Genomic DNA, 26,997 nt, shown 5'->3' with positions numbered 1-26,997 from the left:
CTTCACTCCATACCGCTTTCCTTAAACATTCCCATCAATTTACGTTTACGAGCGTGGGTTTGCATCAAGTTTTCCCGATAGCTTAACCAGTCAGTTTTCTTCCCAGATTCCAGATAGGCATTACGCGCCTTTTTCAACCATTCAACCGCGTAATAGTAGTATTCGGCTTTACCTGCATCCATAATCTTTTCGGCACGGCGACGAGCATTAACAATCACCCAACCAGGATTATGAGGGATAGCAGCATCCATAACTCGGTGAATTAACTCTGAACGATCAGAACTTAGTTCATTAGCGATCGCAATTGCATCATCAATTAGCCCCTCATGCAAGAATATATCCACCTTGGCTAATTCTGTTCCCCAACCACTATAAGTACGGACAATTCTCAGCAGGTCTGTTTTGACACTTCCCCAGTTTTCCCCAGCCAATTCTGCCATCCTTTGGTAGTCCACAAAGGAGGGCTTCACTTGAAAAGCCGCTTTGATTGCTAATAAGGCAGCTTCACTATTACCCAACTCAATAGCTAAATCACTTGTCCAAATTCCTAATTCGTACTGACAATTACCCGATAAATTTAATCCACTCTGGGCTATATCTAGTGCTTGTTGTAATGCTCTCTGAACGCTGAGTGTTTTCGCTAGGGCAAAGGCTTCTTCCATTGAGTTCATCTGGCTTTGAGCAGCATCGACTGCTTCTTCTACCCTGCCTAAACGCCCCAACATTGTCAGATATTGCTGAGTTTGCCCTTCCGCTTCTGCTAAATACAGGTATTCTTGATAACGTTCTTGACGTTCGAGAATTTTCAGGCGAATTAATGCCAAATCATCAGCATAATCTGGTACGTCTTCTTCCCAAGCTCCCCTTTCAGTAATGTTACCCTGGAGAACTTGTAGCAATGGTGGATAATCCCAACCTTGGCGTAAAGCTTCCATAACTAGACCAAAATCAGCATTCCACTCATCTTGCCAAGCTTCTAAATTTATTTGAATATCAACTTTTTCTTCTGGAGTAAGTTCGGTGATTAGAATTGCTTCACACCAAGCATTATTTAATTCCCCGACAATTTCATCATTTTCAGCGCCGTATTCGGCAACATCATTCCAATTTTCGACACAGGTAGAAGTAATCGCTGACAAAATAGCGATCGCATTTTCACCTTCTCCTCGTTCGCTAAAATTTACCGCAGTTTGCACTACACTTAGCAAATCTTCACCAATCGGGTCTTCTTCGTACCCCTCCTCAAAGTAGCGCACAGTATCCTTGAGAATCTGCCGTACTTGCCGCCGAAACGGAGCGGGATCAAGAGTATTGCGGCGCACGAATTTTATGGTTGTTTGGTTGTCAGCAGGATTCGTCATCCAACTTACATGACGGTCAATTGCCTCAATTAGAGGGGGGTATTCTGCTACCAACTCTTGCAGCAGCCTTTGAGTTTGGATATGATCCAGGCGATTTAATAGTTCTTCAAGGGTGGGGCGCTGCTCAATATTTTCTGAGTTACGCGCACAAACGAGCATCGTCGCTACAATGTGTTTGCACCACCCTTCATAGTCGTAGGCACAGGTGCATTTTACTGAGGTTAACCCACTGCTATCGAAATTCAGGTTGACATGATAAGGTCTAGCTTCGGTGCCTACAACATCTGCCTGAAGCAGATGACCACGTTGGATAATGGCATTAACAGCACCAGCGTTATAATATGCCTCGCCCCGCTGGAAAGATTTGGCGTTGGCATGACGGCGGATAGTAAATTCACTAATTTGGGGAATAGACATCGAGCGATCGCCTGCGTAAATCAAATCTTCTGGATCAATCCTAAATCCAGCTTAGTGTTAGGCTAACGCGCTGTAAAGAAAAAGGTGTAGAAAGTGGAAAATGGGGAGTCTAGATGAAACAGCAATTTCTATTCATTAACTAGCTCAGAACTGGAATCAGCTTGAATAACAGGCAAATACTCACCTAATTTATTGTCGATTTTCTGGGAAAACCAACCCATATAATGAAAATATCCATATTTTCGCCAGAAGTGAGTGAATCATAATTTGAGTTAGCAATACCCGAACCTGAAATCAGTGAACAGTCAACAGTAAACAGTCAGGGTAATGTAAGGTGAGGGATTTAGAGGTCAGCGATAAAACTGATAACTGATAACTGTTAAAAGGGTTGCGCTGATTGTCGGTCAAGTTGAGAATAAATAGGCGAAGCACGCGGGGAAACTAACGTGAGTCAAGGATATGATTACGATTTAGTAATTATCGGCGCTGGTGTAGGCGGACATGGCGCAGCCTTACACGCCGTGAGTTGTGGTCTCAAAACAGCGATTATTGAAGCTGGTGATATGGGAGGAACCTGTGTTAATCGGGGCTGTATTCCTTCTAAAGCGCTGCTGGCAGCATCTGGACGTGTGCGGGAGTTACGCAATGCCCACCACCTCAAGTCACTGGGAATTCAAATTGGTAGCGTGGAATTCGATCGCCAAGCGATCGCCAATCATGCTAATAATCTCGTCTCGAAAATTCAAGGCGACTTAACCAACAGCCTCAAACGTCTAAAAGTTGATATTATCAACGGTTGGGGAAAAATCGCTGGGGCGCAAAAAGTCTCTGTTACCGGAGACGGGGGTGAAAAAACCATCACAGCCAAAGATATCATCCTTTCGCCAGGTTCAATTCCTTTTGTGCCTCCAGGAATTGAAATAGACGGCAAAACTGTCTTTACCAGCGATCAAGGCGTTAAGTTGGAGTCCCTACCAGATTGGGTGGCGATTATTGGTAGTGGTTACATCGGCTTGGAATTTTCTGATATTTACTCAGCTTTGGGGTGTGAAATCACCTTGATTGAAGCCCTAGATCAGTTAATGCCAGGATTTGACCGCGATATTGCCAAACTTGCCGAACGGGTGCTAATTACTCCCCGCGATATTGAAACGAAAGTCGGGATATACGCCAAAAAAGTCATTCCCGGTTCACCTGTGGTGATTGAGTTAGCAGATTTCAAAACCAAGGAAGATGTAGATGTCATCGAAGTAGATGCTTGCTTGGTGGCTACAGGACGCATCCCGGCGACCAAAAATCTTGGTTTAGAGTCAGTGGGTGTAGAACTCGATCGGCGGAATTTTATCCCAGTAGACGATCGCATGGCAGTGCTATCAGCTGGTGAAGTTGTGCCGCATCTGTGGGCAATTGGCGACGCTAATGGGAAGATAATGTTGGCACATGCGGCTTCTGCTCAAGGCGTCATCGCGGTAGAAAATATAGTTGGGAGGGAGAGAATAGTAGATTATCGCAGCATCCCCGCAGCGGCGTTTACCCATCCAGAAGTCAGCTATGTAGGCTTAACTGAAACAGCAGCGAAAGAGTTGGGACAAGCCGAAGGATTTGAAATCGCCACCAGTCGGAGTTACTTCAAAGGAAATTCCAAAGCGTTGGCAGAAAATGAAGCTGACGGTATTGCCAAGGTGATATATCGCAAAGACACCGGAGAAGTCTTAGGAGTCCATATTTTTGGACTGCACGCCTCAGACTTAATTCATGAAGCGTCAGCAGCGATCGCAAACCGTCAATCTGTCCAAAGTCTCGCACATCTAGTTCACGCGCACCCGACACTTTCGGAAGTCCTGGACGAAGCTTATAAACGAGCGATCGCAATTTAGTCATTTGTTCTTTGTCATTTGTCCTTTGCTAAAAAACAAGGACAAATGACCACCGATCAATGACTAATGACCAATGACTAATGACCAATGACTAATGACTAATTATGCAAATCCGTCGCCGTTCACCTAACCCTGCTATTTCTGTGTCCATATTACGTTATCAGGCTGCCGTACCTGATGCAGCGCCAAACAACATTTTGGAAGAAATTGTCTGGCATAAAGAAGTAGAAGTTGACCAAATGCGTGAAAGGCTGCCTTTACGGGAATTGCAACATCAGGCACTCTCCGCGCCACCAACCCGTGATTTTGTTGCTGCTTTGCGTCAAGGTAAGACAAAGCCAGCATTGATTGCCGAAGTTAAAAAAGCTTCACCGAGTAAAGGCGTTTTACGAGCAGATTTTGACCCAGTAGCGATCGCCCTGTCTTATCAGCAAGCCAAAGCTAGTTGTCTTTCTGTACTAACAGATGTCAAGTTCTTTCAAGGTAGTTTTGACAATTTAGCCAAAGTTCGGGCTGCCGTAGATTTACCATTACTATGCAAAGAGTTTGTCATTTATCCTTACCAGATGTACTTAGCGCGAGTTCAGGGTGCAGATGCTATTTTGTTGATTGCAGCTATCCTAGGCGATCAAGATTTGCAATACTTTCTCAAAATTGCTAATAACCTGAAAATGGCAGCCTTAATTGAAGTCCATAGCTTGGCAGAACTTGACCGTGTGTTAGCCTTAAATGGAGTCTCCTTGGTAGGAATCAATAATCGCAATTTGGAAGATTTCTCTGTTGATCTGCAAACTACTTGCCAACTTTTAGCTGCAAGGGGTAGTCAATTGCAAGAGAAAAACATCCTAGTTGTCAGCGAGTCAGGACTACACAACCCAGAGGATTTGAATTTGGTGTTGACAGCAGGTGCATCTGCTGTACTCATTGGAGAATCTTTGGTAAAACAACCAGATCCCGGCGCTGCAATCGCCCGTATATTACCGAGTAATTTTTGAAAGAAACACCCCATCTGCCCTAAAATGTGCAGGGCAACTGTACAAAAGAGTTGAACAATTGGACACACTATGCGTACACACGCAGCACTTTGCCATCAAATATCATCAATATTTTGCCAAATCTTCATTGCTAATCAAATCAAAGCCACAAGTAACTAGTTATTTAGTATGTAACAATTTATTCAAAAGAAACAAACTGTGACTAATACAAAATCCCAAATATGAAATCAAAATTTAACTTCATGGAGCAAATTCCTCTACCTTCGCCTATTCACTACGAACTTATACTTCAACTCTTAGAAAGACAAACTATGTTAGCAGTCAATGATAACCCAGATTTACGGAATCAGGTAAATCAGCTAATTATTACTCTCCGTAAAGCTGCTGTACAGCAAAAGCGACTAGAAGAAATTTGTGAGTTTTCCTCTGTAACTATCGATCACCGTTGGTCAATCAACCATCATAACGGTAGTAAAGTTGTTACTCCTGATTGAAAAAAGTTGTCATCTTTATAATATTTTAGTTCTGAAAAAGTTCATCTTGATTTAAACAAAACTGTAGATCGGTTAAAATAAAATATTGATGAGATTCTCTCTCGAATTTGACGAAAGATGAAATACAACAGCATTGATGAACTCCTCAGAAATAATCAGGCTTGGGTTGCCGAAAAGCTAGCTCTAGATCCAACTTACTTTCAAGAATTATCTAATGGACAAACACCACCTTTTCTATACATCGGGTGTTCTGATAGTCGTCTAGCATTAACAAAGTTTACCCGTACAGAACCAGGAGAGTTATTTGTACATCGTAATATTGCCAATCAAGTCTCTCTAACGGATATAAACTTTTTAGCCATTTTAGAATACGCAATTTTACACCTGAAAGTGGAACACATTATAGTTTGTGGTCACTACGATTGCGGAGGAATTAAGACAGCTTTAGAAGGGAGAACTATCGGAATTCTTGATAACTGGGTAAATCCGATTCGGGAACTGTATTTAGAGAAACAAGAAGAAATTGATGCCTTGCCAACAAGAGAAGAACGTCTGAATCGCTTGGCAGAAATCAATGTTGTGGCGCAAGTGAAAAATATTTACCAAACTTCCATCATGCGTCAGGTACTTTATGAGCGAAAAGCGCCTATGGTTCATGGCTGGGTACTAGATATACGCACTGGCTTAATCAAAGATTTAAAGGTTCCAACTGTGCAATGGCAATTGCACATCTGCCCCTTGCTTCTAGAGTTTAGACTCTATGCCATGTTAAAAACTTAGAGTTAATTCGGTATTTTCCGCCACACAAAAGCTTACATTAGAGACTTGATAAATATTGTTTTTACAACTTTTATTTAGATATCAGGTTTTATTGGGCAGTGTCTATGTATATTTCAAAAATAAAGTAGTATTCTTAGAGATTTTTGTTTAATTAAAGTTACGAATACAAAATAGTTAATCTTATGAACTTTATTATAGAGGCAATTCATGAATTGCCTCTATAATAATCACCAATACAGACATTGGTACGCTTAACCTACTTATACAAAAAATTATTTCTTAGCAATTATCCATATTGCATGAATAATCCCAGGAATGTAACCAAACAGCGTCAAAAGTATATTAATCCAAAAGTCTATACCAAAACCTACTTGTAAAAAAACTCCCAAAGGCGGCAGGAAAATGGCACACAGAATCCGAACTAAATCCATTTAAACCTCCTATTCATCTTAGAAAAGACAGCTTGTTGGTAAACTAATTTACCACTGTTCAAGCATATTTGTACCTCTCAAAGATAACATTCCCTCTTTTAATCTAGATAGCGGTTAAGATACGGTAAACCGCACTTAAGATTAGCCACCGCTAATTTTGGCTTTGTAACCTAGCTTGGTCAAAATCTCGACAATTTTCTGTTTGTGTTCGCCCTGAATTTCAATTTCGTTGTCTTTAAGTGTCCCACCTGTCCCACACTGGGTTTTCAACTGCTTCACCAAATCTGCTAAGGTTTCCGGTTTCGCTTGAAAACCGCTAACGACTGTGACAGTTTTACCTTTGCGTCCTTTGCGGGAAGCCTGTACTTTCAGATTTTGTTGTTGTGGGGGCAGTTCTGGAATTGGTCTTTCTGTGGCAGCGGAGTTATCGTTGCCAAATTCGCGGTAGACAAAGCTTTTGTTAGAAGATTGAGAATTGGAAGAAGCCATAAAATGAATGTTTAAGAAAATTTCAAAGGCAGTGGAAACTTCTACGCAACCATTCTGCTGGGATATCAATTTCTAGGCTAACATTAGACAATCCATACATCATAACCAAACTGACGTAATACTTGAGCTAATTTTCCTTCTGTGGAAAGTAGATTCAAATGGTTGAACTGATTCAGGAAAATGGCTTGTCTATATCTATAACTAAACATAATCTTACCTAAACCATCTCAAACTCTAATTGATGACTCTTGAGAAAATCATGGGTAAAATGATCCACCATATTTGTATCAGCTAGTTCCAAATTATAAAAATCCACAACTTTATGGTCAAAATGGGGTCCAGCGTGCCAAGTACCCTCATGTAGCTTGATAAAACAATTTCCCGGAATGCGGAAAGCAGCAATCTCTTCTAATGCTGGTTCATTCACATCATTCTGAGGAGGACAAACTGCAATTAACCAATCCTTCCCTTCCAAAGAACCCAGACATTGAGTGCATTGCACATGGCGAGTAATTTTGTGGAACTTTCGCCCTATCTTCTCCAACCGCATAACATAAAATCGTGGAATCCCATTTTGCAGGTTTAACTGGGCATCTTCCCCATCGTAAGTTTTGCCATCAAAACTTGCAAAAATCACCTGTCCATAACGCCGAAAGTTTTCAGAAGTCACCCATTGTACCTGCAATTGTTGCACTATCTTTGGTGTACTCATATCAAATCTTTAAGAGAGATTATTTAGGTTTATTTTCCCCCAGAATGACTGAATTTTATACAGCCATTATGGTGATTTCCTAAGTTTCAATGTCTTAAATTATGAAAAAATAACTTTAGCTAGCTAGATAACTACGTACTTGTTCCTTTTGGCGTCGGAGGAGACTGAGAGCTTTTTGTTCTATCTGACGCACCCGTTCTCGACTAATACCCATGCGATCGCCAATCTGTGCTAAAGAAAGTTCATAGCCATCCGTTAGACCAAAGCGCAGGGTTAATATTTCTCGCTGCTGTGGAGACAGCTTTGCCAATAAGTCTTGTAAGTCCTGGTGGAGAGATTCTTCAACAGCATAATCTTCGGGGGAAGGGCCATCATCCTCCAATATGTCCTGCAATTCTGTATCTTGTTGTTCACCAACTCGTGCCTCTAAGGAGAAGGGTTGACGAGCTAAGTACAAACACTCTCGAACTTGGCTAGGTGTCAAAGATAAGGCAGTGGCAATTTCAGCAGTAGTAGGAACGCGACCCAACTGTTGAGATAATTCTCGCTGCACCCGTTTAATTTTGTTTAGTTTTTCAAAGACGTGGATAGGTAAACGAATTGTACGTCCTTGTTGAGCGATCGCCCGTGTAATTCCTTGACGAATCCACCAGTAAGCGTAGGTAGAAAATTTATAACCAAGGGCAGGATCAAATTTATCCACCCCTCGTTCTAAACCTAAAGTACCTTCTTGAATTAAATCCATAAATTCTAGGTTCCGGTGCTGATATTTCTTTGCCACAGCTACCACTAACCGGAGATTAGCCTGAATCATTTTCTGCTTGGCCTGGTGTCCTAAATTTAGCTGTTGCTCTAGCACCTCTACACTTAACTCCACCCGATCTGCCCATTCTTGCAGCGCGGGTTCGTGGTTTAATTTCACAGCCAATTCTTCCTTAGCAGCTAATAAATTCATCATCTGCTGCACTTGTTGGGCAAAAATAACCTCTTGTTCGCGAGTCAACAAATCTACACGCCCGATCTCTTGCAGATAACTACGCACAATATCATCTGTAGCTCGAGGCTTTTTATCTGCGGCTAAACTTTTTTTCTTCGTTTTTTGAACTTCGGTATGTGGAGATGTTAAGTTGCTCATGGTTATTTGCTCCTCTGTAACCTCATCAATTTATTGGTATCAAGTCTAGATATTCAGACCCACAGCCATTTCATACTGCTAATCAATAGATATCTTGCGAAAATGCTTAATACCCCATCCCTTAATCTCCTTCCCGCTTGCAAGGAGGGGATACAAAGCTACGCTTTGGCGGTGTGGGGTTCTTAATTTGTAATTTATGCAAGAGGTCTAATCAATTTGCAACATTGATGAATTCTGGTCTATGATACATTACAAGTTAATTGTTGGAGATAATAAACCCAAAATCAACCCACCCCTTAATAATAACATCATCACTAGTCACAAATCAATTATCTAAAGTATCATTCGCATATCCTTTGAAGTAATTTCATTCCTTATCATTGATTTTTGCATATTTTAAAATACAATTAACAATTAAATTGAGTCTAGTTATCCAATGCGGTTACTGGAAAAAGTAAAAAATACCGAGCAACGATTTCATTATCTAAGAGATAAGTTATTAATATGAACTCTGAAAATATTACAAAAAGCTCATTTATTGAATTGTTCTTAGTCTGCTTATCAAGAGATGTAATCTCATTAAATAAAAACTTATTAAATATAAAATATCCATTTTTCACCTCATTTTTTGTCAGACAATCTAATCATATTAAGCCAGGTGCATAGCGGGCGATCATTAAACATGAAAGAAAGAACTTCTCCTGCTCCCCTTCTTTAATAACAGCTTTCTTTAAAAATCTGGTCAAATACTTAGTAATTGGGCGTCTGGTGAAATTAATTACGCGGTATCCAGAACACTTGCACAACAGACGTAGCACTCCTACATCTCTACATTCATTCTTACTCATATCTCTTTCCTGGGATTTAGGATAACCAAGAAGACGCAGATATCTGTGACAATTGCACTTGTGTCATAATTGCACGCAGACATCTGCACTGGATGTAGTATTATCAATTTGATTATTCCAAAAGACATTTTATGGACTAAAAGTACTAACAGTGGTAACACTAACATCAAGGATAATACTTGGCAAGACAGCAACACTCACGATCGCCCTAATATCCTCTTAAAGCGAAAAGATTTTTGTGTAAGGGTGCTTAGTTGATTGTTATGCACCATAGCTTGAAGAACAACATTCCCACTTTTTGGATAAGTCGGGAATAGTTTAAAACTCCTAATTAAGCAATATCTCACAGCTTTCTTGCTTACTAGTTTCAACTTTAAGTTGACACAACAGCATAGTTGTGAACTTATACAGATGATTGGCTTATTACAAAGATTTTTGGAAAAATTGTACTATATTAAAGTTTTAATCTAACTCTTCAACCATCACCTTAGTAGATATTGGTTAAGAAAAGCATTTACCTCATTGGCGCATAACCCGACATTAACTATCTTTCCTGCTTTTCTGAGAATGTCTAATCCTTTACCATTATTGCGGGGGTCTGAATCAAGTATAGATATATATATTTCATGTATCCGACGATCTTCAGCGATCGCTAAAGCACATGCAGGTGTGCGTCCATGAAAAGAACAAGGTTCAAGAGTTACATACATTTTCAAGAAGTTGAAAGCTTTGCCTTGAATCTGTTTCAGTGCGTCAGCCTCAGCATGGTGTTTTCCTAATGTTCGCGTGTATCCTTGAGCTACTATCTCTTGGCCATCTATGATCGCACAACCTACTGGTGGATTCGGCAAACATTCCGGCAAAGCTTTTCTGCTTTGAGCTAAAGCAGCCAGCATAAATATTTCATCCATGTTTGAGCGTAAATTATCTAGATAAATCACACTACCAAGAATTAGCTATCTATTGTTAAAAAAGTTCCTATATCAAAACTTAGTAACTGTTACACTAATACCAGAATCTAGTTTAGGAACCTTGAGATACTCAATTGGCTCACTACTTGGAGTCTTGGTTGGCTCCTGACATTGCTTAAAAAAAGCGCTTGGGTTTTGATGAACTCAATCAGGTTAATTTTTTAGCATCCTCGCTCCTGAATTAGCAAAATTGATTCAGCAGTTTGTTTTGGATTATTAGTGTGTCCGAGAAAATTTCTCCATGTAGTATTAATCATAGCTGGTTCTGTCAATAAAACTCCAGCCTGATTGCGATCGCCTATTGTTATGGGAACATTCTCTTGGTTAGCATAAGTACTCTGACTAAGAGTGAGTGCGCTAATCACAACGGCTAAGATAATAGAAGAAGATTTCATAATTCAATCTCTCAACATTTAATTTCAGTTTAATAATTACAATTGCCTAGATACAGAAAACAAGAAATAGTAGGCTAGCTTGAGTACTTCAGATTAACACAGGTATAAAAAATATAGCTAAACTTCATTAAAAATGTGGTTAAATCTAGTAAAATCAAGCGGAAGTTTGCCTACCTTGAATAAGTAGCTTGAGCTACTTGTCTAGTTAATTAAGATAGTAGCTGGATTTCTTGTCATGTACTAGTCTGATCTAGACCAATTTCTTGTTCTAATCACGTTGGCATTTGATACTCTCCTCTTAGGCTACATTAAATTAAAGCTGGATAGGGCTTCAGCTTCAATTTTGTGTAAATTAATTTTGTCTTACTACTTGTCTTCTAATTATTTGCGCCGACTTACTTACCTATACTAACAGGGTTAGCGCATCTCAAACCCTATTGACAAGCGGACTTGCATTGGTAATTGGGTTTGAAACAAAGTGGTATTATCCGAGCTAGAGAGCCAGTCCCCTAGAAATAGTTGACGTAAAACACAGGATATGGGTGTTGTTAAAATCGAGAATTTTGATGCTCTGTTTAAATGCGTAGGCGTAGCCCGTCGTAGACATCGTTAAAAACCAGACCTAAATATTTCGACCAGAATAGGCGTTTTATTCTTTTACACAAAGTTGAGTTTTTGTCAAAACCTTCTACTGGACTGGCGCTCTAGGGTAAGATTTAATCCATCTAGCTGCAACCTTACACAGAAATCGATTGCAAAAAAAATCATCGAAGCTGATGCTGATTATGTTTTCAGCCTCAAAGATAATCATCCTATACTGCACCAACAAGTGAAGAATTGGTTTGAAATAGCACAATCTCTTGGGTTTAAAGATGTTGATGTGAATATTAGTCAACGGGTATCTAAGGGGGATCACCGAATTGAAAACCGTCAAGTTTACCACGTTGGAATTTTCATACCTTAAGCCACATAAAAAAGTCTTTTACCAGACTGGGCAAATTAAACTGCTTGCGAGTTATTACAGACTCAATACTCAAATCATACAATTTGATGATTGCCAGTTCCGTATTATTACTAAAATTAACTATTTTCAGAGTCAGAATTAATTGTTACTAAAAGTTTGGAAGCAGCTTAAGTAAACATCCATTGAGTCTTTATAGGTCTCTCTTTTCACTGTACAAAGCCTATCTCTGAAGTGCTTCCATTGCTTATAGCTTATAGGCTGGCACAATTGTTCTATTCCTTACCCTGAAGCAATTAACTTCTTTCATCGTTTTAAAATTATCAAACCGACAGCGAATATATTAGTCTTTTATATAAATTTTTTGTAAAGTTCTCGAATTCAGTGTTCTCACATAATATGATAGTGATTGTTAGTTTACAAATCAATACTTGCATTAGTAGTAACACAAAACTAAGTTAACTAAAATTAAGCCCTAAAAATGGAAAGCCACTAAATCAGCGAGAAAATGGTGAGTTATCTGGTTTTTGCTGCCAGTAGAATATCAATCTAAGTTAAAATTGCGACTTGCAAAACTATTAGTTAACTTCAGATATTGAAGAATCTCAGCAACAAGGTATTAGCTAATAATCAAGGCGAATATTAATATCGTAAAGTAGATTACAGTACTACTGTATTACAAAATACTGAGAACAATCTGCTGTAAATAAATAGTCTTTTTTATAAAACTTTACATAATATTATGACGATGGAATCTTTACCAAACTTTGAAGAAGTAAATATTCAGAAATACTTAGAAGTTCTTCAACGGCGTTGGCTACCTCTAGTTGGAATTTTCGCCATATCTGTTAGCCTTGGATGCTTGTATGCATTTTCACTAAAACCTTCATACAAGGCAGAAGGAAGTTTGATGATTAAAACAAATCGCTCTTCCTCACTCACGGGCTTATCGGATGATATAGGACGCCTAGAAGCTTTGAATGTGAACGACAATCCCCTGGAAACTCAAGTGAGAGTTATTGGATCAAATCCAGTAATTGAGAAAACGATTAATTCCCTCAACCTTAAAGATAGTCAAGGCAAACTGCTCTCGATTCCCGACTTGGCAAAACAACTAAAAATAGAAGGAATTAAAGGCACTGATGTTGTACAACTTTCTTATAAAGGTGGCGATCCAGAACTAGCTGCCAAAATCATCAATGAAGTTATTGACAGTTATATCGATTTAAATATCAAGGCTAATCAGAATGAAGCGCGGACAGCCAAACAGGTTCTCGTAACGGAAGTACCTAAAGCTGAGGAAGTTGTCAGAAGAGCCGAATCAAAACTGCGGCTATTTAAAGAAACGAATAAAGTTGTTGTCCTGGAACAAGAAGCAGCCGCAGCAGTCGATACAATTTCTAAGTTAGGAAACCAAATTTCTCAAGCTTTAGCTCAACTAGATGATGTGAAGGGTCGTTTAGAACAGTTAAGCAGTGAAGCTCAGGTAGATTCACGGCAAGGTGTAATCGAATCTGAATTGAGTCAAGCACCTGGAGTTCAGAAAGTGCTAGCCCAACTTCAAGAAACAGAAAGCCAACTTGCACTAGAGCGTACCCGTTTTTCACCTGAACACCCTACAATTACTAGCTTAGAAGAAAAAGTCGCAGCTCTTAACAACTTGCTAAAAGAACGGACAGGACAAGTAGCGGGTAAAGCGCAGATAACACAGGGAAGTTTACAGGTTGGACAACTGCGACAAAGCCTAATTGCAGATATTACTCGTGCTCAGGCAGAACGCGTTGGTCTGGAGAGACAAATTGCCACACTCAAACAACAGCAAAATGCTTACATCAAACGAGCAAATAATTTGCCAAGGTTAGAACAGAGTCAACGAGAGCTAGAACGGAAACTGCAAGCAGCTCAAACGACTTACGAAACACTCTTAAAGAAACGTCAAGAGATTGATATTGCACAGAACCAAAAGATTCCTAATGCTCGTGTCATTTCCTATGCTTTAATCCCTGATAAAGCAGAAGGGCCTCGGAAAATGCTGTTTATTGTTGGTGGAGCAGGAGTTGGTTTCTTCTTAGGTATCATTGTTGCCTTTACTTTAGACTTGATAGACCGCTCAGTGAAGACCGTCAAAGAAGCCAAAGAAGTCTTGAGATACAGTGTTTTAGGAGTAATTCCTACACAAGGTAGAAATGGTAAAGATCATTCTTCTATAGCAGGACTGGATAGAGCTATTCCCAAAATTATTGGCAGAGATATTCCTTACTTCCCTGTTGGTAATGCATATCAAATACTACAAGTGAACTTGAAGTTCCTCTGTTCTGATAAACCGCTCAAAAGCATTGTAATTACAAGTTCCGTTGCCAAAGAAGGAAAGTCTGACGTATCTGCAAATTTAGCTGTAACTATGGCTCAGGCAGGGCGTAGGGTGTTGTTGGTGGATGCAGATATGCGTCATCCCATACAGCATCATATCTGGGGGCTAACAAATACAATAGGGCTAAGTAATGTCCTAGTTAATCAAGTTTCTTTAGATACAGTTGTTCAGGAAGTAATGCCTAATCTGGAAGTTCTTACTTCTGGAGTTTTGCCTCCCAATCCAGTGGCAATGCTAGATTCTCAACGCATGGCGACATTAATTAGTAACTTTGGGAGAGATTATGATCTTGTAATTTTTGATACTCCTCCATTGTCAGGAATAGCAGATGCTGCTGTTTTAAGCACCTTGACTGACGGTATCTTATTAGTCGTTCGTCCTGGGGTGGTCGACTTGAACAGTGCAAATGCAGCTAAAGAGTTTTTAACTCAATCAGGTCAAAAGGTATTAGGGATAGTCATCAATGGTGTGAATACTAAAAATGAACCTAATAATTATTTTCATAACACTAAAAAACGACAAATTGAACAAGATTTGGTATCTAGCAGCTTAACTAAATTTCGCAAAGAGCGTTAAGTTCTCTTATAAATTGTGAAAGCTACTATCACTATAACCATTTAAACCCAATTTTGTGAATGTAGGAATAATGAATAAAACTAAAATTAAAACTTCTTGTTTAATTAATAATTACAATTATGCTGAATTTCTTTCTGAGGCAATTGATAGCGCTTTAAATCAGACAGTTAAATTTGATGAGATTATTATTGTTGATGACGCATCCACAGATAATTCTGCAGAAGTTATCAATAATTTTACTCAATTAGCTAATGTTAAATCTATCTTGAAAGAAAAAAATCAAGGACAATTATCATCTTTTAATGAAGGTTTTTTAGCTGCTACTGGTGACATTATATTTTTTTTAGATGCCGATGATATTTATGAACCTCAGTATTTAGAAAACGCCCTAAATTTTTATAATAGACGCAGTGAATATGATTTTATATTTTGTGCGTATAAAAAGTTTGGAGCAGTAGAAGGGACATTTCAAGATGATGCAGTTGATTTAGATTTGGGTTATTCAGTAATTAGAACTTTATATAATGGTGAATGGATTGGTTCCATAACTTCAACATTATCTATACGTAGAGAGATAGTCAGAAAATTTTTACCTATTCCAAATATAGAAGATTGGCGTGTAAGGGCTGATGACTGTTTGGTATGGGGAGCTTCTTTGGTGGGGGCTAAAAAGTTTTATATGTCTAAACCTTTAGTGATGTATAGAATACATGAGAATAATCAATATCATAATAAGAACTTTTTAGATGTAGACAAAAACTATGAATATAAAAGATTTTGGAAACGCAATTCTCTCTTTAATTACATTCTGCAAAAAAACAATTTTAGTTCTCCATTATTCTTAGCTTTCACATCTATTAATGAGCTACAAACAATACCATGCCCAAAATATCAAGATTTTGTTACTTATTTGAAAATAATATTTTTATTTGAGCATAGTTTTTACTGGAAAATCAAGGGCATTATTTTCTTATTTAGCTATTTTTTGAAAACTTTGATTAGTGGTAAATTAAAACCCCTGTAGATGATAAATCATGTGAGTTACTGAATAAATACACTTTATTCTGTATTTGATGAAATGAAAAAGTTGCATGAGCGAGATTGATAGGTATAAAGAATGTCAGATGATTAATTCATAAAAATAATGTTAAGTAAATTAAAAATTAAAAACTTATCGAAATTTAAATCTCGTTCTGGACTGCGCGCAATTATTGCTAATACAGGTTGGTTATTTGCTGACCGCATTCTACGTATGGGTGCAAGCTTAGTTGTAGGAGTATGGGTAGCACGTTATTTAGGAGTACAACAGTATGGTTTATTTAACTATGCTTTAGCTTTTGTTGCCTTATTTAGCCCAATTTTTACTCTCGGACTAGACGACGTAGTAGTTCGCCATCTTGTTCGTCAATTATCAAACAAAGAGGAAATTTTAGGAACTACTTTTTGGCTAAAATTTTTGGGTGGGATTGCTTCTGTTTTATTGGCAGTTAGCACGATGTTTTTCTTAGGTGAGCATGAAACACTAAAGATATGGCTAGTTACAATTTTAGGAATAGCAGGAATTTTTAGGGCGTCTGATACTATTGAACTGTGGTTTCAATCACAGGTACAGTCAAAATACACTGTAATCGCTAAAAACACAGCGTTTCTACTAAATACTGTCATCAAAATCGCACTAATTTTAACAAAAGCACCATTGTTAGCTTTTGCTTTGGTAACATTAGCAGAATTTGCAATGAGTGCAATTGGCTTACTGATTGTTTACCAAATCAAAGGGTCTTCATTGTGGTTATGGCGTTGGAGTTTTGCTTCTGCCAAAACTCTTATGAAAGAGAGTTTACCTCTAATTTTTTCGGGGTTTGCCATCATGATTTTTATGAGAATAGATCAGGTGATGTTAGGTCAAATGATCGGAGATAGTGAGGTTGGAGTTTATTCTGCTGCTGTGCGTATTTCTGAAATTTGGTATTTTATTCCAGGGGCTATTGTTTCTTCTGTTGCTCCGGCAATTTATGCAGCAAAGGAAAAATCAGAAAGTCTTTACTATCAGCGAATAGGACAATTACTCAGTCTAATGACATGTATATCTTTAGGAATTGCTCTTCCAATGTCCTTTTTATCTGACAAGATAATTATAGTGATGTTTGGAAGTGGATATGCAGAGGCAGGAGCAATATTAGCAGTTCATATTTGGACTTCTTTGTTTGTATTTATGGGTCTTGCAACATCACCTTGGTTTATTGCTGAAGGTTTAAACCACGTTTCTTTAGGTAAGACTTTATTTGGGGCAATACTAAACATTATCCTCAATTTATTACTGATTCCTAAATATGCAGGACTTGGAGCTGCGATCGCAACAATAATATCTCAAGCCGCTGCTGCTTTTATATGCAACGCATTTGATTCAAGAACACAAAAACTCTTTAAAATTCAGGTGCAATCGCTTATTCATTTTTACAAATACTGATCGTTATTATTAAACTTTTATATCATGCAAACACCAGTAACTTTTATTATTTTTAAACGCCCACAAACAACAGAAAAAGTTTTTGAAGCTATTCGCAAAGCCAAGCCAATAAAACTTTTTGTAATTGCAGATGGTCCTCGGACTGAGCGCGAAGATGAGGCAGAAAAGTGTGAAGCAACTAGGGCAATTATTGAGAGAGTTGATTGGGATTGTGAAGTAATCAAGGATTATTCTGATATTAACTTAGGTTGTGCCAAACGGGTATCAAGTGGTTTAGATTGGGTTTTTAATAATGTCGAGGAGACAATTATTTTAGAAGATGATTGTATCCCTCACTCAACTTTTTTCAGATTTAGTCAAGAACTGCTGGAAAAATATAGAAATGATACTAGAATCGCCACAATCTCTGCTCAAAATCTTCAACTTGGACAAAAACGTACAAATTACAGTTACTATTTTTCTCGCTACAACCACTGCTGGGGTTGGGCAAGTTGGAGACGTGCTTGGCAACATTATGATTTGACTATCAAACTCTGGAAAGAGGTGCAAGCAGAAAACCTTTTACATGACATTCTTATAGACCAAAAAGCAGTAAATTTTTGGCAACGAATATTTCAGTCTGTTTATGACAATCCTACAGGTATAACCTGGGATTACCAATGGACATTTGCTTCTTGGATGCAGGGAAGCTTAAGTATTATTCCGAATGTCAATTTAATCTCTAATGTTGGTGTTGGTGCAGATGCAACTCATTTCACTTCAAATCAAGAATTTTCCTTCATCAATATGTCCATGCAGGCAATGGAATTTCCCTTAAAGCATCCACCATTTATTGTCAGGAATGTAGAAGCAGATAATTTTATACAGAAAACAGTCTATAAAGCAACTGTATTGGATATTTTTAAAGAGGAAGTAAAGAAAAGATTGAATTACTCAACGATAAAAAAATAGATAAATAAAATCTCAAAAATGAAAGTAAAATTAACAGAAAAAATATTAACTATCTTGCTATTACTGATTGCTGTAGGTGCATTAACAATACACCCCGCACAAGAAGTTTCCATGTCTACACTTGGAGGCAATAAGCTAGATACTTTGTTCAATATAGTTTCATATTTAATCCTATTTTATTTCCTAATTTTATACTGGAAAGGTTTTATTTATGTAATCACTAGAAGTCCATTACAGTTTTTTTTACTAGCAATAGTTATATTTTCTCTTTTATGGTCAGAAGACCTAAGTTCTAGTCTTACTTATCTAAGAGGTCTAATCCGAATATATTTTATTGCCATCTATTTAGCAATGCGTTATCCGCTTAGAGAACAAATTAAGCTGATAGCTTGGGCACTTGGCGTAGCTGCATCATTATCTATGCTATTTTCTGCATTCGTACCAGGTTATATTCACGAATCACCTGAATTACTAGGTATGTGGAGTGGAATTTATGGTCATAAAAATGAATTAGGTTACATGATGGCTTGGAGTGCAGGAGTTTTTTTGCACCTTGCTCTTAGTGGCCATCGATATCGCTGGTTGATGTGGGCACTATGTGGGATCTCTATATGTTTAATTATCCTCTCACGTTCAACAACATCTTTAACGATTTTGTTGACAATGATATTACTTTTACCTTTCTACAGATCCCTGAAGAAAACTAATTATAAATTACAAGTTATTATGATTACTTTAACTTTGATGTTACTAATGATTTCTTCAATATTACTTCTCAATAATGCCGAAACTGTAGTTGGTACTTCTGGTAAAGACCTTACCTTCAATGGACGCTCTGACCTCTGGGAGCTAGTGATTTCCAAGATTTTGGAAAGACCTTGGTTAGGTTATGGATTTTCAGGATTTTGGACTAGTAATGCTGCATCTAAGTTAAGAGCTACTTATGATTGGGCAAGTAATGCCCATAATGGTTTTTTAGAATTATTGTTAGAATTGGGATTCTTAGGTTTTTTGACTTTTGCAGCAGGGTTTGTCCGGTTTTTTGTAATGGCATTGACTCGAATTATTTCTGTCGCTAAAAAACCGGAAGATTATTGGCCAATGCAGATGCTACTTATCATAGTCATAGTTAATTTTTCAGAAGCCAGATTATTAACTCCTAGCTGGAATTGGTTAATGTATGTCACCACGTCATTATCTTTGACTGTTGAATATCAACGAAATCTTAAAAATCTTTTAGTCAATTAGTTTTTATGAAAGTTAGAAATAGTTTTAGTGATTATTAAGTGAATAAAAATGAAAATTTTACATATTAGTACTCATGATATTAGTGGCGGTGCAGCGAGGGCTGCATATCGTTTACACACAGGTTTACAAGATATAGGACTACAGTCACAAATGTTAGTTCAAGAAAAATATAGTAATGATAAAACAGTAATTGCACCTAAAATTAGACTGTTTCAGGGCATCGCTAAGGCAAAGTTGACAGTTGAAAGTTTGCCATTAAAGCTTTATCGTCAAAAGAGAAATACTCCATTTTTTACCCAATGGTTGCCAGATAGAGTTATTCCTAAAGTTGCTCAGATTAATCCAGATATAATCAATCTGCATTGGATTAGCGGAGGTTTTATGCAAATAGAAACCTTTGCTAAACTGAAGCGTCCTCTAGTTTGGACTCTCCATGATATGTGGGGGTTTACTGGAGGGTGTCACGTTACTGGAGAATGCGATCGCTACAAAGTATCCTGTGGGGCTTGTCCTCAACTCAACAGTAGTAATGAATGGGATTTATCCCGTTGGGTATGGGAGCGCAAAATAAAAGCTTGGAAAAATTTGAATTTAACTCTGGTTTCACCAAGTTCTTGGTTAGCAGAGTGCGCTCGTTCCAGTTCTTTATTCCAGAATTTGCGAATTGAGATAATTCCCCACGGACTAGATACTCAAAAATATCGACCAATTAATCAACATTTTGCACGACAAGCACTTAATCTACCCCAAGATAAAAAGCTAATACTCTTTGGAGCGATAGAAGCAACAAGCGATAGAAATAAAGGATTTCATTTGTTACAACCAGCTTTACAAGAATTGAGTAAATCTGGCTGGAAGGATAACTTGGAAGTTGTGATTTTTGGAGCATCTCAACCCGAAAATCCACCTGATTTGGGCTTCAAAACCCATTATTTGGGACACTTACATGATGCTATATCTTTAGCAACTGTTTACTCAGCAGCAGATGTGATGCTTGTACCCTCTCTTCAAGAATCTTTTGGACAGACAGCTTCGGAATCATTTGCTTGTGGTACTCCAGTTGTGGCGTTTAATTCTACTGGCTTAAAAGATATTATTGATCATCAGCAGAACGGCTATTTGGCTAAACCTTATGAAGTTGAAGATTTTGGCAAAGGAATTACCTGGGTTCTTGAAAATGAACAAAGGTTGCAAAAACTGTCATTTTATGCTCGTGATAAAGCCGAGCAAGAATTCACTCTGGAACTTCAAGCACGTCGTTATTCAGCCTTGTTTCAGGAAATATTGATGATAGCAAAGAAATCTTCATTGAGTAATTAACTTAGTAAATCAATACTTCATAATATGTCAATACCTATAGCTTTTATAATTTGTACAGAACCTGGTCGTTTAGAAGGTCAATCTTTGATGCTTGCACAAAGTATTCGTAAGTTCTGTGGCGAATTGAAAAATACACCTATATATAGTTTTCATCCTAGAGCAGGTGAACCGATATTAAAGCAAACCCAACAAGCGTTTGAAGCATTGCAGGTGATTCATCAACAAATTCCAATAAATCGAGAATTTCATGAATATTATTTAGCCAATAAACCCTTAGTTTGTGCCTATGCAGAACAAAATGTCAATGCAGAAATATTGGTTTTTTTAGACAGTGACAAATGCTTTTTTTCTGAACCAAAAGAATTTTTATTGCCAGTAGAGTGTAACGTACGGATGCGTCCTGAGTATGGTCAAGGAATTGGTTCTACAGGTCTGCAAGATCCTCAAGAATGGTATTGGCAAAAACTATATGAAGTGCTGGGAGTAAAACATGAGGTATTTATTAACACACCAATAGGTAATAAAAGAATCAGAGCCTACTGGAATTCTGGTTTGATTGCTGTAAGAAGAAGTGCAGGTATATTTACAACTTGGAAAGAGAACTTTGAAAAAGTAATGCGCTTGGATATTACTCCTCCTCAGGGCATTTATTTTGTTGAGCAGTCTGTTTTGTCTGTAACTTTATGTGCCTTGGAAGAAAACGTTGAACATCTTCCTCCTAATTATAGTTATCCATTACCTTTACATAACCGTTTATCAAAAGAAATACAAATTAAACATTGGGATGATATTATATCCATTCATTATTTCAACTTATTTTTTTATAACGATTGGAATGGTCAAATAAAAAGATTAAAAAAAATTAATAGCAATTCAGATAAATATCAATGGTTGTGTGAAGAGGTTGTTAGACTTAATATGCCTTGTGTATCAGTTTGGCATCGATATCTGTTGGGAGTCAGAAGAATGGAACAAAAACTAAAAAGCTTTGATTTAGATATTAATTTCAGTGGTTGGATAGAAAAGATGGTTAAGTTTTAACCTGATATAACAATATATTGAAAGCAAAAATTTGATAATTTAGATTATAAATAAAATCTGTCAAAATTGCGTATAAGTTTATTGTTTTAATTAATCATTTCTGTACATATTATATTGAGGCAAATAAGATGAAAAAAGCAAATTTAGCTGTAATTATGACATGTTATAACAGACGTAATACAACTCTTGCCTGTCTAAATGCTTTATATCAGCAAAAAAATCATTGTGATGTTTATTTAACTGATGATGGAAGTTCTGATGGTACTACAGAGGCTGTTAAAGCAGAATATCCAGAAGTACAAATTCTTCAAGGTAATGGCAATTTATTTTGGGTTGGAGGAATGCATTTCGCTTTTAGTGAGGCAATAAAATATCAATATGACTATTATCTATGGTTGAATGATGACACATTTCTGGAAGCCAATGCTGTGAGTAGACTATTGCAGGTTCATCAAAATTTGACGGAACTTGGTTATCCAGACTCAATTGTAGTTGGTTCAACTAAAGACTTAATTACAGGAAAAGCAACCTATGGAGGAGCAGTAAAATCTAAAAAGTGGTATTCTAATAAGTTTGAATTTTTAGAACCAAGTTCCGTTATCCAAAAATGCGATGCTATGTATGGTAACTGCGTGCTAATTCCTAAAAGTGTTACCGCTAAAGTTGGCAATATTGATACAGCTTTTGTTCATAGTTTAGGAGATTTAGATTATGCCCTGAGAGCGTGTAAATTGGGTTGTAAAATATGGGTGGCTCCTGGGTATATTGGTACTTGTACCAAAAACTCTATCCACAATAGTTGGGCAGATACCAATTTAAATCTATTGGAACGCTTAAAAAAAGTACTACAAATTAAAGGATTTCCATTAAAATCATGGACTATATTTTGTAGCAGACACTCTGGACCATTCTGGATACTTTACTGGTTCTTACCCTATATCAGAGCAGTTATTGGTTACAAAAATTTGGCAACCTCCCCCACATTTTCTGAGGATATCAATCAAACTAACTCATAAGTTTAATACTTGTATGAGGTCATGAGTGGATGATATTTGGATAAGTTAGAACTCTCTAAAGAATTTGACAAATGTAGTTTCAAACTATAAAATAATAATCAGCAATCATTTTATGGGTAAACGCTTACTGATTGTCTCAACCCTCGATTCTAGTCAGCCATTTGGTGCATTTACTAGACCTTTTTATTTAGGACAATATCTTACTAAACATTTTGATGTTTTTCAGCTAGGTTTGGATTGTTCATCTGTTAATTATGCACCTTCTCTTTCTATTGGATCAAGAAGCTTGAAGTCATATATTCAATCCATAGAAAAGTGCATAGACGAGTTTTGTCCAGACATTGTGTATGCTCAAGAAACATTACCTGGTTTGGCTGCTCTAGTTTCACTAAAGCTTAGAAAATACAGTAGTTCCTCTCTTGTCTTAGATTTTCATACATTTTCGCCTTATGAATACTGGATGCGCTTGTTTTCAGTTGCCAATCCTTTCAAAGAGTTTGCACAATGTATTAAGACATATATTGCTCAGGGAATTTTAATATTCTCTGGTAGTCCAATTATTGCAGCAGGTGAATCAATTCCTAAACTAATTTTCCAATGGTATGGAAAAACTCCACAGCAAATTTATTTTATCGGGAATGGAGTGACTGAAGACTTACTCAATACTGAAGTTTTTCCAGATAAAGACCCCTATCAAGTATTCAGACCAGCTAAAATAGTGGTTATTATTGCTCCCAAAACATTTCAATTTCCAACTAATGATATGTCTGTATCAATGGCTATCGAGGTTGCTAAATCCCTTGAAAGTCATCAAGAAAAAGTACATTTTGTTGTGATTGGTAGGGATAGTAATGATATTTCAGAAACAATACCCTCTAACATTTCTTTTCTAGGCTTTTTACCTAAAAGAGAAGATTTTGTCGCCCATTTGAAATATGCAGATATTGCTTTATTGCCATTTTCAAAACAAGCAGTAGCAGGTGGTGCTCGTAATAAAGCACTAGATTATTTTGCTAGTAAAAAATTAGTTGTATCAACACCAGAAGGCTTGCGAGGTTTAGAAGAATTTCGCAACTTAGAACATCTGTTGGTAACAGGATACTCTAGCGAAGAAGTCGCTAACACAATACTTGATGCTGCTTCAAATCTTGATAAATATCAATCACTTGTAGAGACAGCATATACTTTAATTACAGAAAAGTATTCCTGGAATGCAAGAGCACAGAATATTGCGGAAATCCTCATGAAACCAAATGTTTTTTAGTTAGATTTAGATAATAATTTTTAACTAAAAAACTTAACTATTTCAATATTTCAGTACTTCAGTATTGAAATATTGCTAATTAATTTTACAATACTCACCTTTACATTGAGATAACATCTCAATATTTATCAAAATAAAAACAAAATATGAAAAAGCGATTTTCTTATAAAGTTATTGGTGCTCAAGTGGATGCACTCTCTATCCTTGACTTAAATTTATTGATTGAGGAATCTATTGATCGGGATGAAAAATGGATTATTGCTAATCATAACTTACATAGTCTTTATCTCTTCCATAACGATCTAAAAATGCAAGCTTTTTATTCCAAGGCAGAATATACCCATATTGATAGTATGCCTTTAGTATTTATTGGAAAGCTGTTGGGTTTTCCAATTAAACGTGAACAAAGAGTAACCTATGCCGACTGGGTATGGCCTCTGATGGCAGAAGCTGCTACTAAAGGTTGGCGTGTATTCTATTTAGGTTCAAAGCCAGGAGTTGCTGAAAAAGCAGCAAATATTTTATGCCAGAAATTCCCTGGTTTACAGATTGCTTGCGCTCATGGCTATATTGATATAGATAAAGATAGTCAAGAAAATCTTGCCACTGTAGCTGCAATTAATGCTTACAAACCCCATATATTAATGGTGGGGATGGGTATGCCACGCCAAGAGTATTGGGTTTACGAAAATCTTGAACATCTTCATACCAACACTATTTTGACTAGTGGAGCCTGTATGGACTACATAGCAGGAGCAATACCTACTCCTCCTCGCTGGATGGGAAAGGTGGGGTTAGAATGGTTGTATCGTTTGTTATCTGAACCGAAAAGGCTTTGGAGACGTTACTTACTTGAACCTTGGTTTGTTGGCACATTATTTTTACGAGAAATTTGGAGTATCTCAAGTAAACGAAAAAAAAATAACCTGCTGGTATTTCTAAGCACGAAATTTCACAAGTTCGTAGCTTGATTGAGTCTCTCAAAGCCTTACCAGTAGGTTGCTCAATTCGTCACGAATTTATGAAATGTTGTACTAAGGTTTAATGATTAATTAGTAAAGTAAGTCTTATTCAACTTTCATAATCGTGAATAGCGAAAAATCTCTCCATCTATTTTGCTTAGAATAATACTTAAAAGTACTATAGCAGTTCCCGACCGAATAAGGTACATTTTCAAAGTTACTAAGCTTGGTAAACAAGATTTGGGTGTACCTCAGTTGCTGAGGAAATGCTATATTTACGCCTGGGTGGAGTATTAAGTTGATTCCTGAAAAGCCTGGGCTATAGCATTGCGGGCTGGTTTAGATTGCAAATTGTCATCGAAGGGAAGCGGACGCAGAAATTTCCAGAGACTTGGATTGTTTCTAAAGGTTTTTCTTGGCATCCACTCGGTATGACGTATCCAAGTATGACGGTCGGTAAGTCCCCATGTAATCACAGTATCGACTTTAGCTCCAAAGCACAGGTCAAGATATCGCTTGTAACTGTCGGCTACCATTTGGTCTAGGCTTTTGATACTATTGGGTAGTGGGGTATCAATGATAATATCTAATTCCGTGATTATTGGTTTAACTTCAAGATCGTTAAGCCGTTTTAAAACGGAATTAAATCCTTTCTCGTCAAAACTATAGGCAGTAGAAAACCATAGATGTGACTGGATACCTGCCCCGTCAATTTTAACGCCACTATTCTTCAGATATTCGACCATTCTTAAGAAACGTTCTGATTTCCATGTAGTGCCTTCAATACCAAAATCGTTTAGGTAAAATTTCTTGCTGCTATCAACTGAAGCGGCAATTAAAAACAAGTCTCGAATCAATTCTGGTTTTACCCCTTTACGCAAACCGGTTGTTGGGTTATCAGTTTCATTTTCACTATCAGCGATAATTTCATTGGCAATATCCCAAGACTTTAAAACGGGACTATTGTGATAATGCCCCATGACTCCTTTAACATGGCGTTCGATCATCTTAAGTGTGGGAGGATAAGGAACCCAGTCTGGTTTTCCCATGTGCCAGAAAAGGGTATGCCCGTGCATTTCTATCTTATGTTTTTGGCAGAAATCAGCGATCGCATCTGCTGACTCAAAGGTAAATTTTCCTGGCTGTGGTTCAGTAGCATCCCATTTTAATTCACCATTCGGTGTCACAATCGAACATTCACGAGCCATCAGGTTAGCGTAATCTTTCTCTGTTTGCAAAAATTCACTAGAAATTGCTGCGCCATAACGCTTTCCTTTGGCGGCAGCTAATTGTCGAAGGGGAGAATTTAAATTTTTGCTTGTATGATTTGCTACAGATGCATTCGTACCTTGGTCTTCTTTTTGGTCATCCTTTTGTAAAAACCCCATAGTTAATAAGGCAGAAAGGGTTGTGTATCCTGCTCTCCTTAAAAAATTTCTCCGATAAGGCATAAATTGTATTTAATACAAAACATATAAGATTATTATATTACATAATAAGTTTTGATACTTTTGGAGGTGTAGTAATGATTACCACAGTCATTGCACCCAAAAAGACAAAGTTACCGTTTGTCTTACCCTTGCGTAATTTTTTGTATGAAATGCTACGCATTTACTAATACATAATTACAAGTATTTATCAATCTTCACCCAGATATACAGGGTTTTTTCCAAAATCAAGTCACAGTCTCATACTTAAGCGGCAAAGATGAAAATTGACATTGGCCCAAGAAATATGTGAGCAAGATTTAAATGCAGCATTGGCTGAATTAGAAGGAGCACAAACACTAGAAGAGGGAATGGAAGTACTAGGAAGATATCTACAGGACTTACGCAACTGGCACAGCGATCGCCATTTAACAGTACATATATATTACTGAGAGTGAACGTCCAAAAAGGCTCTTGCTTAAATTAAT

25 protein-coding genes are annotated in these 26,997 nt (G+C 37.4%); 16 read left to right on the top strand and 9 right to left on the bottom strand.

All coding sequences use genetic code 11. From position 1 onward, the window contains the following. Positions 1-2 precede the first annotated feature (2 nt). On the bottom strand, positions 3-1,778 hold the full coding sequence (locus V7K60_RS04115; protein ID WP_334923156.1) for an SWIM zinc finger family protein: 1,776 nt from the start codon (positions 1,776-1,778) through the stop codon (positions 3-5). Between the two features lie 446 nt (positions 1,779-2,224). Between V7K60_RS04115 and lpdA the strand changes: the two genes are divergently transcribed. The 4 genes from lpdA to V7K60_RS04095 all read left to right on the top strand — a co-directional run bounded on the left by lpdA (position 2,225) and on the right by V7K60_RS04095 (position 5,924). After that, positions 2,225-3,655: a dihydrolipoyl dehydrogenase gene (gene lpdA, locus V7K60_RS04110; RefSeq protein WP_334923154.1), complete on the top strand. Its 1,431-nt coding sequence runs from the start codon at positions 2,225-2,227 to the stop codon at positions 3,653-3,655. A 104-nt stretch (positions 3,656-3,759) separates the two neighbouring features. Further along, entirely contained in the window at positions 3,760-4,650 is an 891-nt protein-coding gene (trpC, locus tag V7K60_RS04105; protein WP_334923152.1) for an indole-3-glycerol phosphate synthase TrpC, read from the top strand. 242 nt (positions 4,651-4,892) lie between these two features. Next, positions 4,893-5,144 carry a DUF5340 domain-containing protein gene (locus tag V7K60_RS04100; protein WP_334923176.1) on the top strand — a complete coding sequence of 84 codons (252 nt, stop codon included), beginning with the start codon at positions 4,893-4,895 and terminating at the stop codon, positions 5,142-5,144. A gap of 117 nt (positions 5,145-5,261) precedes the next feature. After that, on the top strand, positions 5,262-5,924 hold the full coding sequence (locus V7K60_RS04095) for a carbonic anhydrase (protein WP_334923150.1): 663 nt from the start codon (positions 5,262-5,264) through the stop codon (positions 5,922-5,924). A 272-nt stretch (positions 5,925-6,196) separates the two neighbouring features. Here the strand turns inward: V7K60_RS04095 and V7K60_RS04090 are convergent, their stop codons facing one another. The 7 genes from V7K60_RS04090 to V7K60_RS04060 all read right to left on the bottom strand — a co-directional run bounded on the left by V7K60_RS04090 (position 6,197) and on the right by V7K60_RS04060 (position 10,905). Then, the gene (locus V7K60_RS04090; protein ID WP_334863801.1) at positions 6,197-6,355 is read right to left on the bottom strand and encodes a YqaE/Pmp3 family membrane protein; all 159 of its coding nucleotides are present in this window, start codon (positions 6,353-6,355) and stop codon (positions 6,197-6,199) included. 141 nt (positions 6,356-6,496) lie between these two features. Then, positions 6,497-6,844 (bottom strand): translation initiation factor, encoded by a 348-nt coding sequence (locus V7K60_RS04085; protein ID WP_292784886.1) that lies wholly within the window; start codon positions 6,842-6,844, stop codon positions 6,497-6,499. An 83-nt stretch (positions 6,845-6,927) separates the two neighbouring features. Beyond that, positions 6,928-7,053: a hypothetical protein gene (locus tag V7K60_RS04080; RefSeq protein ID WP_334923147.1), complete on the bottom strand. Its 126-nt coding sequence runs from the start codon at positions 7,051-7,053 to the stop codon at positions 6,928-6,930. Between the two features lie 8 nt (positions 7,054-7,061). After that, entirely contained in the window at positions 7,062-7,556 is a 495-nt protein-coding gene (locus V7K60_RS04075; protein ID WP_334923145.1) for an ureidoglycolate lyase, read from the bottom strand. Positions 7,557-7,671: 115 nt separating this feature from the next. After that, the gene (locus V7K60_RS04070) at positions 7,672-8,691 is read right to left on the bottom strand and encodes an RpoD/SigA family RNA polymerase sigma factor (protein ID WP_334923143.1); all 1,020 of its coding nucleotides are present in this window, start codon (positions 8,689-8,691) and stop codon (positions 7,672-7,674) included. 1,330 nt (positions 8,692-10,021) lie between these two features. Continuing rightward, positions 10,022-10,450, bottom strand: coding sequence for a bifunctional diaminohydroxyphosphoribosylaminopyrimidine deaminase/5-amino-6-(5-phosphoribosylamino)uracil reductase RibD (locus V7K60_RS04065; protein WP_334923142.1), 429 nt, complete (start codon positions 10,448-10,450; stop codon positions 10,022-10,024). Between the two features lie 221 nt (positions 10,451-10,671). Continuing rightward, positions 10,672-10,905 carry a hypothetical protein gene (locus tag V7K60_RS04060; RefSeq protein ID WP_334923140.1) on the bottom strand — a complete coding sequence of 78 codons (234 nt, stop codon included), beginning with the start codon at positions 10,903-10,905 and terminating at the stop codon, positions 10,672-10,674. Between the two features lie 667 nt (positions 10,906-11,572). Here V7K60_RS04060 and V7K60_RS04055 point away from each other — a divergent pair. The 11 genes from V7K60_RS04055 to V7K60_RS04005 all read left to right on the top strand — a co-directional run bounded on the left by V7K60_RS04055 (position 11,573) and on the right by V7K60_RS04005 (position 25,091). Continuing rightward, on the top strand, positions 11,573-11,869 hold the full coding sequence (locus V7K60_RS04055; RefSeq protein WP_334923138.1) for a hypothetical protein: 297 nt from the start codon (positions 11,573-11,575) through the stop codon (positions 11,867-11,869). A gap of 739 nt (positions 11,870-12,608) precedes the next feature. Beyond that, positions 12,609-14,813, top strand: coding sequence for a GumC family protein (locus V7K60_RS04050; protein ID WP_334923136.1), 2,205 nt, complete (start codon positions 12,609-12,611; stop codon positions 14,811-14,813). Positions 14,814-14,883: 70 nt separating this feature from the next. Beyond that, on the top strand, positions 14,884-15,837 hold the full coding sequence (locus V7K60_RS04045) for a glycosyltransferase family 2 protein (protein WP_334923134.1): 954 nt from the start codon (positions 14,884-14,886) through the stop codon (positions 15,835-15,837). A 120-nt stretch (positions 15,838-15,957) separates the two neighbouring features. Next, positions 15,958-17,280, top strand: coding sequence for a flippase (locus V7K60_RS04040; RefSeq protein ID WP_334923132.1), 1,323 nt, complete (start codon positions 15,958-15,960; stop codon positions 17,278-17,280). A gap of 24 nt (positions 17,281-17,304) precedes the next feature. Further along, on the top strand, positions 17,305-18,231 hold the full coding sequence (locus tag V7K60_RS04035; protein ID WP_334923130.1) for a glycosyltransferase family 2 protein: 927 nt from the start codon (positions 17,305-17,307) through the stop codon (positions 18,229-18,231). 18 nt (positions 18,232-18,249) lie between these two features. Then, entirely contained in the window at positions 18,250-19,479 is a 1,230-nt protein-coding gene (locus tag V7K60_RS04030; protein WP_334923128.1) for an O-antigen ligase family protein, read from the top strand. Positions 19,480-19,527: 48 nt separating this feature from the next. After that, a complete protein-coding gene (locus V7K60_RS04025; RefSeq protein ID WP_334923126.1) occupies positions 19,528-20,799 on the top strand; it encodes a glycosyltransferase family 4 protein in 1,272 nt (423 codons plus the stop codon). 24 nt (positions 20,800-20,823) lie between these two features. Beyond that, positions 20,824-21,840, top strand: coding sequence for a hypothetical protein (locus V7K60_RS04020; protein ID WP_334923124.1), 1,017 nt, complete (start codon positions 20,824-20,826; stop codon positions 21,838-21,840). Between the two features lie 128 nt (positions 21,841-21,968). After that, positions 21,969-22,856 (top strand): glycosyltransferase family 2 protein, encoded by an 888-nt coding sequence (locus V7K60_RS04015; protein WP_334923122.1) that lies wholly within the window; start codon positions 21,969-21,971, stop codon positions 22,854-22,856. A 112-nt stretch (positions 22,857-22,968) separates the two neighbouring features. Further along, positions 22,969-24,120 (top strand): glycosyltransferase family 4 protein, encoded by a 1,152-nt coding sequence (locus tag V7K60_RS04010; protein WP_334923175.1) that lies wholly within the window; start codon positions 22,969-22,971, stop codon positions 24,118-24,120. Between the two features lie 146 nt (positions 24,121-24,266). Further along, a complete protein-coding gene (locus V7K60_RS04005) occupies positions 24,267-25,091 on the top strand; it encodes a WecB/TagA/CpsF family glycosyltransferase (protein ID WP_334923120.1) in 825 nt (274 codons plus the stop codon). Between the two features lie 284 nt (positions 25,092-25,375). Here V7K60_RS04005 and V7K60_RS04000 read toward each other — a convergent pair whose 3' ends face one another. Beyond that, positions 25,376-26,470, bottom strand: coding sequence for an endo-1,4-beta-xylanase (locus V7K60_RS04000; RefSeq protein ID WP_334923118.1), 1,095 nt, complete (start codon positions 26,468-26,470; stop codon positions 25,376-25,378). A gap of 326 nt (positions 26,471-26,796) precedes the next feature. On the opposite strand from V7K60_RS04000, the gene V7K60_RS03995 reads away from it, so the two are divergent. Continuing rightward, positions 26,797-26,961 carry a hypothetical protein gene (locus V7K60_RS03995; protein WP_334923116.1) on the top strand — a complete coding sequence of 55 codons (165 nt, stop codon included), beginning with the start codon at positions 26,797-26,799 and terminating at the stop codon, positions 26,959-26,961. The last annotated feature ends 36 nt before the right edge of the window (positions 26,962-26,997 follow it).

It is taken from the genome of Nostoc sp., assembly GCF_036917555.1.
Taxonomy (GTDB): domain Bacteria; phylum Cyanobacteriota; class Cyanobacteriia; order Cyanobacteriales; family Nostocaceae; genus Nostoc.
Note: the sequence above shows the minus strand (reverse complement) of the source record. Positions and strands in the feature narration are given on the sequence as shown.